Annotated in this window: 12 protein-coding genes; 9 read left to right on the forward strand and 3 right to left on the reverse strand. The window is 41.8% G+C overall.

Annotated elements, in window-relative coordinates; translation table 11 throughout:
• Window positions 1–48 precede the first annotated feature (48 nt).
• Window positions 49–1,188 carry a sulfate ABC transporter substrate-binding protein gene (locus tag H6G05_RS01110; protein ID WP_190575530.1) on the reverse strand — a complete coding sequence of 380 codons (1,140 nt, stop codon included), beginning with the start codon at window positions 1,186–1,188 and terminating at the stop codon, window positions 49–51.
• A 443-nt stretch (window positions 1,189–1,631) separates the two neighbouring features.
• Here H6G05_RS01110 and argB point away from each other — a divergent pair, with 443 nt between their 5' ends.
• The 3 genes from argB to H6G05_RS01125 all read left to right on the forward strand — a co-directional run bounded on the left by argB (window position 1,632) and on the right by H6G05_RS01125 (window position 3,665).
• Window positions 1,632–2,501, forward strand: coding sequence for an acetylglutamate kinase (argB, locus tag H6G05_RS01115; RefSeq protein ID WP_190575532.1), 870 nt, complete (start codon window positions 1,632–1,634; stop codon window positions 2,499–2,501).
• 43 nt (window positions 2,502–2,544) lie between these two features.
• Window positions 2,545–3,165 carry a hypothetical protein gene (locus H6G05_RS01120; protein WP_190575534.1) on the forward strand — a complete coding sequence of 207 codons (621 nt, stop codon included), beginning with the start codon at window positions 2,545–2,547 and terminating at the stop codon, window positions 3,163–3,165.
• 80 nt (window positions 3,166–3,245) lie between these two features.
• Window positions 3,246–3,665: a bacteriohemerythrin gene (locus H6G05_RS01125; RefSeq protein ID WP_190575537.1), complete on the forward strand. Its 420-nt coding sequence runs from the start codon at window positions 3,246–3,248 to the stop codon at window positions 3,663–3,665.
• A 46-nt stretch (window positions 3,666–3,711) separates the two neighbouring features.
• Here the strand turns inward: H6G05_RS01125 and rpmF are convergent, their stop codons facing one another.
• Complete coding sequence (rpmF, locus tag H6G05_RS01130) at window positions 3,712–3,888, reverse strand: 50S ribosomal protein L32 (RefSeq protein ID WP_094528850.1); 177 nt, start codon at window positions 3,886–3,888, stop codon at window positions 3,712–3,714.
• Window positions 3,889–4,223: 335 nt separating this feature from the next.
• On the opposite strand from rpmF, the gene H6G05_RS01135 reads away from it, so the two are divergent.
• The 5 genes from H6G05_RS01135 to H6G05_RS01155 all read left to right on the forward strand — a co-directional run bounded on the left by H6G05_RS01135 (window position 4,224) and on the right by H6G05_RS01155 (window position 10,832).
• Entirely contained in the window at window positions 4,224–5,837 is a 1,614-nt protein-coding gene (locus H6G05_RS01135; protein WP_190575539.1) for a SagB/ThcOx family dehydrogenase, read from the forward strand.
• A gap of 19 nt (window positions 5,838–5,856) precedes the next feature.
• The gene (locus tag H6G05_RS01140; protein WP_190575541.1) at window positions 5,857–7,353 is read left to right on the forward strand and encodes an O-antigen ligase domain-containing protein; all 1,497 of its coding nucleotides are present in this window, start codon (window positions 5,857–5,859) and stop codon (window positions 7,351–7,353) included.
• Between the two features lie 230 nt (window positions 7,354–7,583).
• Entirely contained in the window at window positions 7,584–8,714 is a 1,131-nt protein-coding gene (locus H6G05_RS01145) for a glycosyltransferase family 4 protein (RefSeq protein ID WP_190575543.1), read from the forward strand.
• A 73-nt stretch (window positions 8,715–8,787) separates the two neighbouring features.
• Window positions 8,788–9,909, forward strand: coding sequence for a glycosyltransferase (locus H6G05_RS01150; RefSeq protein WP_199310236.1), 1,122 nt, complete (start codon window positions 8,788–8,790; stop codon window positions 9,907–9,909).
• A complete protein-coding gene (locus H6G05_RS01155; RefSeq protein WP_190575545.1) occupies window positions 9,906–10,832 on the forward strand; it encodes a glycosyltransferase family 2 protein in 927 nt (308 codons plus the stop codon). Before H6G05_RS01150 ends, H6G05_RS01155 begins: the two co-directional genes overlap by 4 nt.
• A gap of 72 nt (window positions 10,833–10,904) precedes the next feature.
• Here H6G05_RS01155 and H6G05_RS01160 read toward each other — a convergent pair whose 3' ends face one another.
• Complete coding sequence (locus H6G05_RS01160; RefSeq protein WP_408962455.1) at window positions 10,905–11,396, reverse strand: TIGR02652 family protein; 492 nt, start codon at window positions 11,394–11,396, stop codon at window positions 10,905–10,907.
• Window positions 11,397–11,809: 413 nt separating this feature from the next.
• On the opposite strand from H6G05_RS01160, the gene H6G05_RS01165 reads away from it, so the two are divergent.
• Window positions 11,810–13,987 (forward strand): ATP-binding protein, encoded by a 2,178-nt coding sequence (locus tag H6G05_RS01165; RefSeq protein ID WP_190575548.1) that lies wholly within the window; start codon window positions 11,810–11,812, stop codon window positions 13,985–13,987.
• Window positions 13,988–14,037 lie beyond the last annotated feature (50 nt).

A 14,037-nucleotide genomic window follows, 5' to 3' on the forward strand; every position in this document is an offset into this window, starting at 1 on the left:
AGAAACAAGGGGCTTTAGCCCCTTGCAAATCAACAATTTAGATAAATTCTAGCGCTTGATTTTGGCTTGAATTTGGTCAAAGGCTGCACCATCAGCAAAGAATTTCTTATTGATGGCATCCCAACCACCAAGATCCTTGACGGTTGAAAGATTTTTAACCACAGGATAAAGCTCAACAAATTGCTTTTCCTTGGCTACAGTTTCATCCACAGGACGGAATCCAACCTTGGCAAATTCAGTTTGAGCTTCAGGAGAATATAAGAACTTCACAAATGCTTCAGCAACTTCCTTTGTACCATGCTTAGCGACGTTCTTATCAACAACTGCGATCGGATTATCGATAGAGAAGTTAACTTCGGGAATTACATAATTAACCTTAGTTCCTTTTTGCGAAGCAAGAATGATTTCGTTCTCATAGTTAATCAGCGCATCGCCTTGACCTTGTTTAAAGAAAGCATCAGTAGCTTCTCTAGCATCTTTAGTCAGAATCGGTACATTGGTATATACCTTAGTTAATGCTTCTAAAGCCTTTTCATCACTACCACCTTTCTTAAAAGCAGCATTCCAGAGGGCAAGGAAGTTCCATCGAGCTACACCTGATGTTTTAGGATCAGCTGTAATTAAGCTTACTCCTTCCTTTTCCAAATCAGACCAATCTTTAATATTTTTGGGATTGCCATCACGAGTAACAATCACAGGAACAGACTTAGAGACGATCCCCTCATTGGGGTATTCCTGTTCCCAGCCTTTGTCAATTAGTCCAGCTTTTTCAATTTTAGTAGTATCAGCCGCCAGCGCCAGATGCACAATATCAGCCTCAAGTCCATCAATGACTGCACGAGTTTGAGAGCCTGAACCACCATAACTTTGCTTAAATGTTACTTTTTGATTTTGTTCCTTTTGCCATTTCTCGACAAATTTAGGAATAATTACTTCGTGAGCTTGTTTAGTAACAGCAAAGGATACAAGCGTGAGTTCAACATCCTTTTTAGATGCGTCGGGACTACCTGAGTTAGGATTAGTGGTGGCGGTGCAGGCTGCCATAGTGACGCTGATGAGTGCGCCTGCCAGAAAGAAGGAAACAAACTTACGTGCAAACTGACTGCTAAATGTATTGCTGACTAGACTAGCGATCGCTTTAATTGCCGATTTGGATTTACCCAAAGGCTGCTGATACCTTGAACTCATGTGCTTGGATCTCCAGATTTAATCTACGTTATCTTGGTGGGATTACCGTACTTAAAATACCATACACCACTTTTGAGATAATGTACAAATAAAATCTACGGTTTATCTATTGGGTATTTGTAGATTTTATTTATAGCTATTGCCAGTCTTGTTGGGACATAAAACCCAAATAGTGTGGGGCGGCGCGAAGCGCCGCCCCACACTATTTGGGTTTTGATTTGTCCTGATACAGGTGGCTATAGCTACAGTTGATGGTCTTTAAATCATTTTTCCAAGATAGGGGTGCGCGGCTTCGCTGCCCAACCCTATCTTGGAAAAGGAAATAGGACAGCTAATCGTAAAAGTCATCAAATATTAATATGCAACCTAAATCGCTTATCTATTGGTGTATTTGAGGTTGTAAGGTTTATAAAAGTATTTTTTTAGAGTAGTCGAGGCGTTAAATGCTAACAGACAGCGATCGCGTTCAGGTTCTAAGTGAAGCTCTGCCTTACATGCAGCAATTTTCAGGGCGTACCATTGTTGTCAAATACGGGGGGGCAGCAATGAAGGAAGAAAACCTGCGACAGGACGTGATCCGCGATGTCGTTACCATGTCATTTATGGGACTGCGCCCCGTGTTAGTCCATGGGGGGGGACCAGAAATTAATACATGGCTCACCAAGCTCAACATTGAGCCACAGTTTATCAATGGCTTACGAGTCACCGATGCCGCCACCATGGAAGTTGTAGAAATGGTACTAGTGGGACGAGTCAATAAGCAGATTGTAGAAATGATTAATCTGGCGGGTGGCTCTGGAGTCGGTTTATGCGGTAAAGATGGCAACCTCATCCGCGCCCGTCCTCAAGGCAATGATGCGATCGGTTTTGTAGGAGAAGTTAGCGGTATTAATATTGGCTTGCTCTCTACCTTGCTAGAAGCAGGACATATCCCCGTTGTGTCCAGCGTGGCAACCGATGAAACAGGGCAGTCCTACAACATTAATGCAGATACGGTTGCTGGTGAACTTGCCGCCGCCTTGGGCGCTGAGAAATTAATCTTGCTAACGGACATTGCAGGGATTTTGCATAACTATAAAGATCCCAGCACTCTCTATCGTAGTTTGACAATTCAGAAAGCTAGAGAACTGATGAATCAAAATGTCGTCAGTGGGGGCATGATTCCTAAAGTCCAGTGTTGTGTACGATCGCTGGCTCAAGGTGTAAAAGCAGCCCACATTGTAGATGGACGAGTCCCCCATTCTCTGCTGCTCGAAATTTTCACAAATAGTGGTGTAGGGTCAATGATTGTAGCCTCAGAAACAGCCTTTTAGTAAATAGGGCGTGCTTTGTCCGCCCTATCATTTGTATGAAATTATGGCAGATACTGATGATGCGGAAAATCAAAGAATTGCGGCGGAGCAATCACCAAACACTTCTGATCCGTCAAAATTTGATGCGAAAAACCCCAACACCTTAAAGAGTCTCAGCTCACCTAGATTCGGGAAATCCAAGTTTAGTTTACCTAAACTTAAATTTCCCAAATTTAAGTTACCCAAGCCAGAAGTATCTTTCAAAAAAATAAATTTTCTATGGATGTGGCTAGTCATCATTTTGATCAGTTACATGTGCATGGGCTATTTCCTATCCATACTGCTAACGATCCCAGCCCGCCGAGATCTGGCGATCGCAGGTTTTGTGATTATTTCATTACTGCCACTCCTGAGCGCCTTTGCAGACTATGCGCTGATGAAATGGAGCTATTTAATCAGTGGTTTTTTGATTGTTGGGGGTTTAGTTTTTTTAGTAAGGTTGAAATTTTATCTCTTAGTTGTAGCAATCGTGGCATGGGTCGGATTAACGGCGATCGCTTTTGTTGGTGATTTCCTAACTAAAAAGCGCAAATTATGGATGGCGATTGCTATATTGACTGCCCCTTGTTTAATCGGTTTAGGAATTGGTCATCAAATGTGGCGGCTAGCTGCATCATGGAGTTAAATTTGTATTACTTTTTCAGGATTTTCCACTTATTTACAAGAGAATTAAAGATGATGCGCTAATGCGATGAGAGAAACTGTATGCAAAGATTTGAATGGTCTGATTCCTTGAGTACTGGTGTGCCAATGATCGACAGCCAGCATCGTGAACTAATTGCGGCGACTAACGAAATTGGGGAAGCACTCGAAAAAGGCAATGGTACAAATGCTATTAAGAAATTGCTGGTATTTCTCAAGTTTTACGCGGAATGGCACTTTGGTAACGAAGAAACCTGTGCAGCAAAACATAATTGCCCGATGGCTGGAGTCAATCAAGAAGCCCACAAGAAATTTATTGAGACCTTTGGCAAGCTCCATGATCAATATCGTCAGAGCGATGCAAGTGAAGAGATTGCGCTCAAAATTTATAATGAACTATGCGAATGGTTGGTCAGCCATATTTTAAAGATTGATACTCAGATTGGTGCTTGTATCAAAGAAAGCCTAGCTCAATCAGCTTAAACAAACCATCAAAAAAGGCGAGCTTAGCTCGCCTTTTTTATTAAGATTACTCTTCGGTCTCAGCCTCTTCAGCCATTGGATAGACAAAACCATCATTTTTGCCTGAGAGGATGGACTTACCTAAGGAAATAGCTCTTTGAGCATGAACTGCGGCTTTCCGCTTCCATACAGCTTTACGGCTATCTCGCTTAGATTTAGAAGTTTTCTTCTTGGGTACTGCCATGACGTGATCCCTATATTAAATACGATAATTTTCTAATTAGAAAAATTTTGACAACCTTCCTATTATATGCGAAATCATGGATATTGAGATCGCAATTTTTAGCTAAACCGACAATTCCCATTATGAAACCAATTTTGGTGTTGCCAGCGCCGAAGGCACTGGCAACACCAAAATTGGTTTTTTGAATGCCAGCCTTTGGTTGGCTTTCTAAAAACCAATTTTTATAATGAGAATTGTTGTAGCTAAACCAATAAAGTAAGGGCAATTCATGAATTGCCCTTACTTTATCGGTTTAAGATTAATTTAGCCGCCTATTTCCGTCACGTTGCAAAACTATGCCCGAAGCCAGACTTTCCTTCGCCGAACATTATCATGAACGTACTAAGTATGCGCCTGCCACCCTAGCCAGCAAAAGTCAAGGATTAGACTGGAGTACCCAACCATCACCTTATAAAGATTATAAAATTGGCACAGTTTATGATCTCAAACCCTATCTCACTGAAGAAATTCAGTCGGATCGCGATGGATTATTGGCAAGTCGTTGGCGGCGATTATCACGATTACTATTTTGCAGCTATGGATTGACCGCAAGAGTACCGACCGTAACGGGTGAGGCTTTTTATCTGAGGGCGGCTCCCTCGGCAGGTGGGTTATATCCTGCGGAGTTGTATCTGATCTCAGCAGGGACACCACTGTTATCCGCAGGAATCTATAACTATCAAGTTCGCACCCATAGTTTGATTCATTTTTGGCAAGACAATCATGTTTGGGCTGGTTTGCAACAAGCTTGTTTTAGTCATCCCGCTTTGCAAAACACCCGTATGGCGATCGCAATCACAGCCGTATTTCATCGATCAGCTTGGCGCTATCAAGATCGCGCTTATCGCCGTATTTTTCTAGATACGGGACATTTGTTAGGAAATATTGAGTTAGCAAGTTCCATTGAGGACTATCAAGCCTCACTAATTGGCGGCTTTGCCGATGAGTCTGTCAATGAACTGCTGTTTTTAGACAAAGAGATCGAAGGGGCGATCGCGATCGTGCCAATTCTTGATTTGCAAGACGAGGAGCGCATTGGTCGAGGTCAGGAATCCAGAGAACCAATGCAGCGATCGTTAGATATTTCTAGGGGAGTAATGACAGCCCTACCTTCAGGAACTGTGCATAGTTACCCCAAACTCCCCGATGGTCAGCTTTTGGAATATCTACACCAATCCACCAAAATTACTGAAAAGCCAAATAAGCAAAAACTTTGGGAACAGTTGGATGTCAAAAAATCAGATCAAACCGAAAACAATTCTGAACCAGATCTTGATAAGTACAACTTCCCCTTCTGTACAAAAGTCAGCACTACCACTGAAAGCATTCATTGGGGTGATGATTTGGAAATGCTGGAAAATACGATCTTGCAACGGCGATCGACCCGTGAATATAGTGGAGCAAATTTAGAACTAGCTGAACTCAAAGCAATTCTTGATTTTACTTATCAGCCCCAACACTATACCGATCAAGGTATTGATGGTAATCCCGATTATTTCGATCTCAGCTTAATCGAAACCTTTGTAGCAGTAACAGGGGTGGTGGGATTGGAAGAAGGTTGTTATTACTACGCACCCAAATCACAGGAATTACGTCAAATTCGTTTTAAGAACTTCCGTGATGAATTACATTATCTCTGCCTCGGTCAAGAACTCGGTCGCGATGCAGGAGCCGTAATTTTCCATACCGCTGACCTCCAAAAAGCTGTTGAGAAATATGGCGATCGCGTTTATCGTTATTTACATATGGACGCTGGACATTTAGGACAAAGGTTAAATCTCGCTGCGATCGGTTTAGGTGTGGGCGTGAGTGGCATCGCAGGATTCTTTGATGATCTCGTCAATGAAGTACTTGGTATTCCCAGTGATGAAGCAGTTTTATACATTACGACTTTAGGTAGAGCTCGTTAGCTCAGCGATGAACAAATTTATGAACCAACAAGATTCCACAATAGCTAATCCCTCACTAAAAATACCCGACAAACTATTTCAACCCGCAGGAGCATGGATAGCTATCTTAGGTTTTTCCATAGTATCTTTGATGCTAATTGGACTTGGAGGCTTTGGTGCAAGGATTCTCAATATTTTGTTTCCAGCCGCTTCACTTGCCCTCGGCTGGCTATTATACTTTCGCTATCCAGTTCTATACAATGGATTTGTATGGTGGTTATTTTTCCTCACCCCGTTCCTGAGAAGGATTTGTGATTGGCGAATAGGTGCTTTTACAGAGTCAAGTAGTAGCTATATTCTCTTAGCTCCCTTTTTGGCGATTTTAGTAAGCGCTCATTCATTGCACTTTAATCTCTCTAAGACTCGCGAACAGGGCACTATGCCTTTTGTATTAGCGATCGCTGCTGTTATTTATGGCTACGTGATTGCCATGATTCATAGTCAGATCCCGATAGTTTCTGTAGGAAGTATAGAAGCTATAGTTCCGCTAAGCCCGATAAGAGCTACGGTTGCACTACTTGAGTGGATATCACCATTACTCTTTGGTTATCATTTATTAGTTAATTGGGAACGATATCCAGCCTATAGTCAAAACGTGAAGCGTGTCTTCTTATGGGGAGCTTTAATTATGGGCATATACGGAATTTATCAATTCCTCGTGGCTCCTGAGTGGGATCGGCTTTGGATGATTGGTTCTGGGATGGATAGTAGTGCTGGAAGCCCAGTTCCCTTTGGAATGAGAGTATGGAGTACCATGAATTCGCAGGGTCCTTTTGGGGATTATATGGTTACAGGACTGTTGTTGCTACTGGGTTGTCAAGGAAACCTAGTGGCTCCAGCAGCTGGTGTAGGTGCTTTATCATTACTGCTCAGTCTAGTAAGAGCGGATTGGATAGGATGGTTTTTAGGAATGATTTCATTGGTATTATCTCTAACACCTAAGCAGAAATTCCGAATAGCTTTAACACTGATAATTTTAACTGCAATAATAATTCCCTTAACTACTATAGAACCATTTTCCACGACTATAGGTCCTCGTCTAGCCACTTTATCTAACTTACAAGACGATGGAAGTTCCCAAGTTCGTCAAGCTACTTACGCAATTTTAATTAATGATGCTCTTAGTAAAGTTATTGGAGAGGGCATCGGAAGCTTTGATACAGATAGTGCCATACTTGTGCTATTTTTCAATTTAGGTTGGATTGGTGTAATTCCTTATGTGGGTGGTCTTATATTTGCAAGTGTTCTTGTTTTTACCAGCAAAACCAAGAACAACAACGATATTTTTATTCCCATAACTCGCGGAATATTGATAAAGTCACTTATGTTTCTTCTAGCCAGTCCTACGATGCGAGGGGCGCATGGAGTAATATTGTGGGGGTTTCTAGGTTTAGGATTGGCTGGAGGGAAATATTATCAAAATTATTATCAACAGCAAATATTGTCCTTAATCTCTAATAGGTCTAAGTCTCAGTAGGAGAGCAAATTCATGGGTTCGGGTAGTTTATTCTGCACAAGCACTGATAACAGAAGTCATATAGCAAAGCAAGTTTTGCTATATGACATAAAACCCAAGAATCGAGTGGCGGTGCGAAGCGCTGCCACTCGATTCTTGGGTTTTGGTTTGTACTAGCTAACTCTTTGTTTGCTATAAAATGTTCCCTGAACAATACTTTGAGAAACAAGCTAAAGTGAAATAAAATTATTATGAGAATATGTATTATCACATCCAATGTTAGGCTAGGAGATGGGCAAGCAAGGGTAAATTATGAAATTGTTAAAACTGCTATCCAAAGAAAACATAACGTTACATTAGTTGTTAGACAAGTTGCGCCTGAACTCAAAGATAACGAATTGATTAAATGTATTTATTTTCCTTTAAGGAATATCCCAACTGAATTGTTGCGAGGAATTATATTTACTCGTTTAAGTGATAATTGGTTGATAAAACATGCTCATGAATTTGATATTGTTATGTCTTGTGGAGCTGTAACTTCCAAAGAAACAGATATTAACGTTGTCCATTTTGTCCATAGTGCATGGTTAAATTCTCCATTTCATGTATCACGAATGAGTAAAAACTTGTATGGAGTTTATCAGTGGCTCTATACATCAATTAATACCTTCTTGGAGAAACAAGCTTTCCAAAAATCAAAAATCTTGATAGCTGTATCAGAAACTATCAAACAGGAATTGATTAACATTGGGATCAATGAAAATAAGATTAAAGTTGTCCTGAATGGCGTTGATATAGATGAATTTAAACCAATCTCTCAAGAACGTAATCAGTTTGGACTGCCAGAAAATGTTGATCTGGCTCTATTTGTTGGCGAGTTTAAGACAAATCGTAAAAACTTAGATACTGTTTTGAAGGCTTTAGTGAATGTTCCGAGCTTGCATCTAGCCGTAGTGGGAAGTATCGAAGATAGTCCCTATCCACAATTAGCTAAACAGTTGGAGTTGGAGGAGAGGGTTCACTTTTTGGGATATCGATCTGATATTGCCAAAATTATGCAAGCTGTTGATTTTTTTGTGTTTCCATCACGCTATGAGCCATTTGGGATGGTAGTTAGTGAAGCTATGGCATCTGGGTTGCCTGTAATTACTACGGCAGTTTCGGGAGTTGCTGCAATCATCACACCTGAATGTGGGATCGTTTTGCCTGACTCAGAAGATATTTTGGCTTTGACTAATGCGATGCTCCGTCTAACCAATAATTTTGAGATGAGAAAGCAAATGGGGCAGGTCGCAAGAGCGATCGCTGAACAACATAGTTGGACAAGTAAAGCCACAACTTATCTAGATCTATTTGAAAGCTTTGCCAGTAACAAGGTTTAAGATAGATATGACTTGATATCATCCAAAAAGTTTTACCAACATCTTGTAACAAAAAATTGTAAGAGCAAATTACATGTTAAAAATTGCCAAAGTTTTGTGCCTGAATACTGGCGGGGAAGGGAGTCTTGATTCTAGACGATCAAGAAGCCTTGGCTCGAAATTGCAAGCCGAAGTTACTTATCATGATCTGAACCTTAAGATAGGTAAGATTGCAGCTAGTCAGGAAGTTTGGCAGATCATTTCTGGGTCTAAATGGGATTTGATCTATCAAGAAGGTTCTGGCATTGCGGGTGGCATCAATCTGATCAGGGCGGCGAAATCTTGGCAACAGCCCTATGTGATCTCTACTGGTGATCCGATTGGTGGGTTCTTTCGGGTGACTAAGGGATTGTTAATCGGTAATATGATGGAGATCTATGAGCGATCGCTTTACAAGAATTGCACTGCTTTTCTGGGGTGGACTCCTTATCTGACAGGAGCGGCGATTAAACTTGGGGCAAAGCGAGCAATTACCATTGAAGGAGGAGCAGACTTTGAACTATTTCAGCCCAAATCTGCTACTGAGCGCCTTAGTTTCCGCCAAAAGTTTGGTGTTCCTGAACATCATTTAGTCTGTGGCGTGGTGGGTAGTTTGTTATGGAATAATCGTCAATCCTATAGCTATGGCTATGAATTGATTGAAGCTTTGAAATTGGTAAAACGTGATGATATTACGGTTTTAATTGTAGGAGATGGAAGTGCGAAAGGGCGGCTTCAGTCTTTAGTTCCTGAAGCTCTGCGATCGCGGGTTATCTTTACGGGAAGATTGCCTCAAATGGAAGTTGTGGAGGCGATGAATGTGATGAACATTGGGTTTGTGACCCAAACCCTTGATGAGTTAGGAAGTTTTCGATTGACCACGAAACTACCTGAATATCTAGCCTGTGGTGTACCTGTTGCCATGAGTCCTATTCCCGGATTTTATGATTATGCAGCTTCAGCTGGTTGGGCTTTGCCCGCATATCATCCCGCAAGTAAAGAGTTTCATATGCGTTGTGCGCGATGGTTAGACAATTTACAATGGCAAGAACTTGAGGCAAAGGCAAAAATTGCTCCAGAGGTCGCAAAAAAACATTTTGACTATGATGTCATCAGCGATCGCTTTGCTGATTTTATGCATGAGCTATTGGAGATAGAAGGACATAAAAAACAATGAAGATATCTGTAGTAGTTCCGACTTATCAACGTCCAGCAGACTTGGCTCGTTGCTTAGCTGCTCTCAAAGTGCAAAATCGTCCTGTCGATGAACTGTGGGTAATTGTGCGTGATACCGATCGCCAAACTTGGCAATTCTTAGAAACTTTTGATCGTGGGGCTTTACCTTTACATACAGCCACAGTAACAGCCTCAGGAGTAATTGCGGCGATGAATATCGGGCTGGAGTCAGCGACTGGTGATATTGTGGCTTTTACCGATGATGATGCTGCTCCTCATCATGATTGGTTAGAAAGGATAGAAACTTACTATTTAGCTGATAAGCAAGTTGGTGGAGTTGGTGGGCGTGATTGGGTCTATCACGGTACAAAATTGGAAGATGGCTCTCAGCCTGTAGTGGGCAAATTACAGTGGTTTGGGCGTTTGATCGGCAATCACCATATTGGCATTGGCACAGGACGCGAAGTGGATGTACTGAAGGGCGTGAATATGAGTTTTCGGCGTAAGGCGATCGCTGATTTACGCTTCGATCAAAGAATGCGAGGATCGGGCGCACAGGTGCATTTTGAAGTAGTTTTCTCTTTGACTTTGAGACAACAGGGATGGAAGCTAATTTACGATCCGCAAATCGCAGTAGATCACTTTCCTGCTCAGCGTTTTGACGAGGATCAGCGCAATTCTTTTAATGCTCAAGCTTCGATTAATGCTGTGCATAATGAGACGGTAGCACTATTGGGATATTTATCCCCATCCCAAAAATTGGTGTTTGCTATCTGGGCGATCGCGATCGGCACATCAGAAGCCTTTGGTTTATTGCAAGCCCTAAGATTTTTACCCAAAGATGGGAATGTGGTAAGACAAAAATTATGGGCTTGTTGGCTTGGGCGGTGGGAAGGATGGCAGACTTACAGGCTCAGTAAATAATTAGGGTGTGTGGTGAAACCACACACCCTTAAGCTATTCTTTTAGGTGAGGCGGCGCGAAGCGCCACCTTATCTAAAAGGAGCGAAAATATGGATAACCTTTGGGTACGCCCAATTCCTTATCTAATTCAAAATTGATAATGCCCCAACGTGGTTCTTGCTCTTCAGGGGGACTAAATTCTACGGTTAAGCCATACAAGCTCTGGACATTGGAAATAATGGATGTATTTTCAAGATAAGGTTTGACTAAATCCATGTAGCGGAGAGCAATAGTAACTTTAATCGCTCGATAACCTTGGGTATAGAGCCGATCAATACTTTCATGAATTTCAAACCGAATCCCATCGGGATGGGTATGTTGGCGATACCATTCGTCGTTCCATAGTCGCCATTGGCGATCGGATTGCAGGTGGACTAAATCTTTGCAATTGGGCTGAACTTCAAAAGCTCCATGACGCGGACAAAGATAGGTGTCAGTCAAAATCAAGGCAGGAATAACTTGCCGACAATGGGGACATTTAATTTCAGAACCAAAAATCGGATATTGCTGCACTGAGGTGACTATCCTCATGATTTATATAAGTGGATGAAATCCTTAATCCTGATCTTAACATGCTCATACTATAGCTTTGGCTACTTAGGGACGCGCAGTAACGTAAAGAAGCCAATTTTTAGCGGCGCAGTGAAGCTGCGCCGCTAAAAATTGGCTTCTTTACTAAGAAAATCCAAAATATATAGCGTTGTGTTTGTTTCCCCGCCTTCGGCGGGGAAACAAACACAACGCTATATATCAATCCTATAACAATGTAAATCTTTGTGAGCAAGGGGCTTCAGCCCTTTGTCTTGCCGCAAAAAATTGCCATTTTATCTTTTCAAACAAGAATTACTGTTTATGGTTCAGATAACACACTCTAAAAATCTCGAACCCGTTACAATTTTGAAGTTAAGTTCTAAAATCGTCAAATAAGTCAGGTTAGGATGGCAAAAGCCAACCCGAAAGCCCAGTGGGGATCAGTTCTAAGCCGTGCAAATCACGTAGAAAAATATCTGCGATGGTTCGTTGATTTTTGTCCTGTACCGATCGCTATGTTTGATAGCAATCTGGACTACGTATTAGTTAGTCAACCTTGGGTCAAAATGCTAGGCATTCCACGCCTAAAGCTAATTGGCACAAATCTCTATGAATCATTACCGATTGCGATCGCTCATAGACATGGACTAGAGCGCTGCTTAAGTGGCGGGCAGATGCATTACACCACAAAAATTGAGATTGCGTTTCGGGGTGAATCAACCCATAATTTTCAGTGGGATGTCCAACCTTGGTATACCGATGATGGATCGGTGGGTGGAATCATTGTTTCTAGCCATGCTTTGGCAGAACAGCAAACAGAACTGCTCAAGAGCCAGCTAGCCGAAGAAATTGCTGAACGCCAATATCTTGAAGATGCTTTTACGAAAATTGGTACAGCGATTGAAAGTGCCAATGATGCAATCTGTATTACCGACGGGACAGGACAACCAATTTATATCAATCTTGCCTTTAGTGATTTATTTGCCTATAGCTTATCTGCCTTACAAAAATCGACTAATTTACAACCTCTATTTACAGATGTGCAAGCATCTAAAGTAATTCATTCGGCGGTGATGCATGGTGGAACTTGGACAAGTGAGTTGGAAATGCTCGATCGCGATCATCAGCGTATCCCCATTTCCTTAAGGGTAAATCCAGTCAAAAGTCCATCGGGTGAGGTGATTGGCACAACTTATATTTGTACAAACATCCGCGATCGCAAAGCTGCTGAAGCTGAAATTAACAAAAGTTTTGTAGCCCTTGGTGCAACCCTTGAAGCTACAGCCGATGGTATTTTGGTGCTAGATGCGATCGGTAATATTATTATTTGTAATCAAAAATTTGTGGATCTTTGGCGGATTCCCGATCGCATTTTTCGCTCCCATGATGACTCCCATATCCTCAAATATGTGGCTAAGCGGATTAGCTCGGCAAAATATTTGCAGAACTTTGGTAAAGGACTCAGTACTGATCAGAATAGCTTTGAGATTGTCGAGTTAGATGATGGCAGAACGCTAGAATGCTATTCGCAACCACAAAATGTTTTGGATAGTTGTGCAGGTCGAGTTTGGAGTTTGCGCGACATTACCGAAAGACTTGCGGCTGAGGCTCTAGTTCGGGCTTCCGAAGAAAAATATCGCTTGCAAGCCGAAAAGCTCGAACATGCTTTGCAAGAGCTAAAAAGTACACAGTCACAGTTGATTCAAGCTGAGAAAATGTCGGGCTTAGGACAACTAGTAGCGGGAATAGCCCATGAAATCAACAATCCTGTGAATTTTATATATGGGAATCTCTCCTACGCTGACACCTACACCTCTGAGCTCTTAAGTCTTGTCGAAACTTACCGCACTCACTATCCAGAACCTATTGAAGCAGTGCAGACCAAGCTAGAAGAAATCGATATAGATTTTCTCGCTAGTGACTTTGTAAAATTAGTCGGTTCAATTCGGATTGGGGCTGAGAGAATTCAAAAGATTGTGCAATCACTAAATAAATTTTCGCGAAGTGATGAAGAAGGATGTAAATATGTCGATATCCATGAGGGAATTGATAGCACTTTGATGATTTTGCAAAGTCGCCTCAAGGCTACAGCACATCGTCCTGAGATTCAAATCGAGAAAAAATATGCAAGTCTTCCTGAGGTCGAATGCTATGCGGGGCAGCTAAATCAGGTGTTTATGAATCTACTGACCAATGCGATCGATGCCCTTGAAGACGATGCTCAAGCTAATGGATTTTGGCAGATTGTGAATGAGAAACCACTGTGGACTAGGAAAGATGGCAAGGTTTCTAAAATCTTGATTCAGACAGAAATTCTTGCAGATTCTCAAAATAGCGATCAACTTTGCGATCGCTTAGTCATTAAAATTTCTGACAATGGTAATGGCATTCCCGACGAGTTACGCAATCGCTTGTTTGATTTGTTTTTCACTACTAAGCCTGTGGGGAAAGGTACAGGCTTAGGGCTATCGATCGCCTATCAGATCATCACGGAAAATCATGGCGGTAAGCTATCCTTTAGCTCAGAAGTGGGCAAAGGTACAGAATTTACAATTGAGATTCCTTTAAACCAAACCCAAAGATAATAGCAGCGCGAAGCGCTGCCATTATCTTTGGGATATACTTCAGTACAAAA

It is taken from the genome of Phormidium tenue FACHB-1050 (assembly GCF_014696925.1).
Taxonomy (GTDB): domain Bacteria; phylum Cyanobacteriota; class Cyanobacteriia; order Pseudanabaenales; family Pseudanabaenaceae; genus Pseudanabaena.

Bases quoted from the DNA above. Each gene is read 5' to 3' on its own strand.
- H6G05_RS01145 (WP_190575543.1), top strand. From the start codon at position 7,584: ATGAGAATATGTATTATCACATCCAATGTTAGGCTAGGAGATGGGCAA.
- argB (WP_190575532.1), top strand. From the start codon at position 1,632: ATGCTAACAGACAGCGATCGCGTTCAGGTTCTAAGTGAAGCTCTGCCT.
- H6G05_RS01125 (WP_190575537.1), top strand. From the start codon at position 3,246: ATGCAAAGATTTGAATGGTCTGATTCCTTGAGTACTGGTGTGCCAATG.
- H6G05_RS01120 (WP_190575534.1), top strand. From the start codon at position 2,545: ATGGCAGATACTGATGATGCGGAAAATCAAAGAATTGCGGCGGAGCAA.
- H6G05_RS01140 (WP_190575541.1), top strand. From the start codon at position 5,857: ATGAACCAACAAGATTCCACAATAGCTAATCCCTCACTAAAAATACCC.
- rpmF (WP_094528850.1), bottom strand. From the start codon at position 3,888: ATGGCAGTACCCAAGAAGAAAACTTCTAAATCTAAGCGAGATAGCCGT.
- H6G05_RS01150 (WP_199310236.1), top strand. From the start codon at position 8,788: ATGTTAAAAATTGCCAAAGTTTTGTGCCTGAATACTGGCGGGGAAGGG.
- H6G05_RS01165 (WP_190575548.1), top strand. From the start codon at position 11,810: ATGGCAAAAGCCAACCCGAAAGCCCAGTGGGGATCAGTTCTAAGCCGT.
- H6G05_RS01110 (WP_190575530.1), bottom strand. From the start codon at position 1,188: ATGAGTTCAAGGTATCAGCAGCCTTTGGGTAAATCCAAATCGGCAATT.
- H6G05_RS01135 (WP_190575539.1), top strand. From the start codon at position 4,224: ATGCCCGAAGCCAGACTTTCCTTCGCCGAACATTATCATGAACGTACT.
- H6G05_RS01155 (WP_190575545.1), top strand. From the start codon at position 9,906: ATGAAGATATCTGTAGTAGTTCCGACTTATCAACGTCCAGCAGACTTG.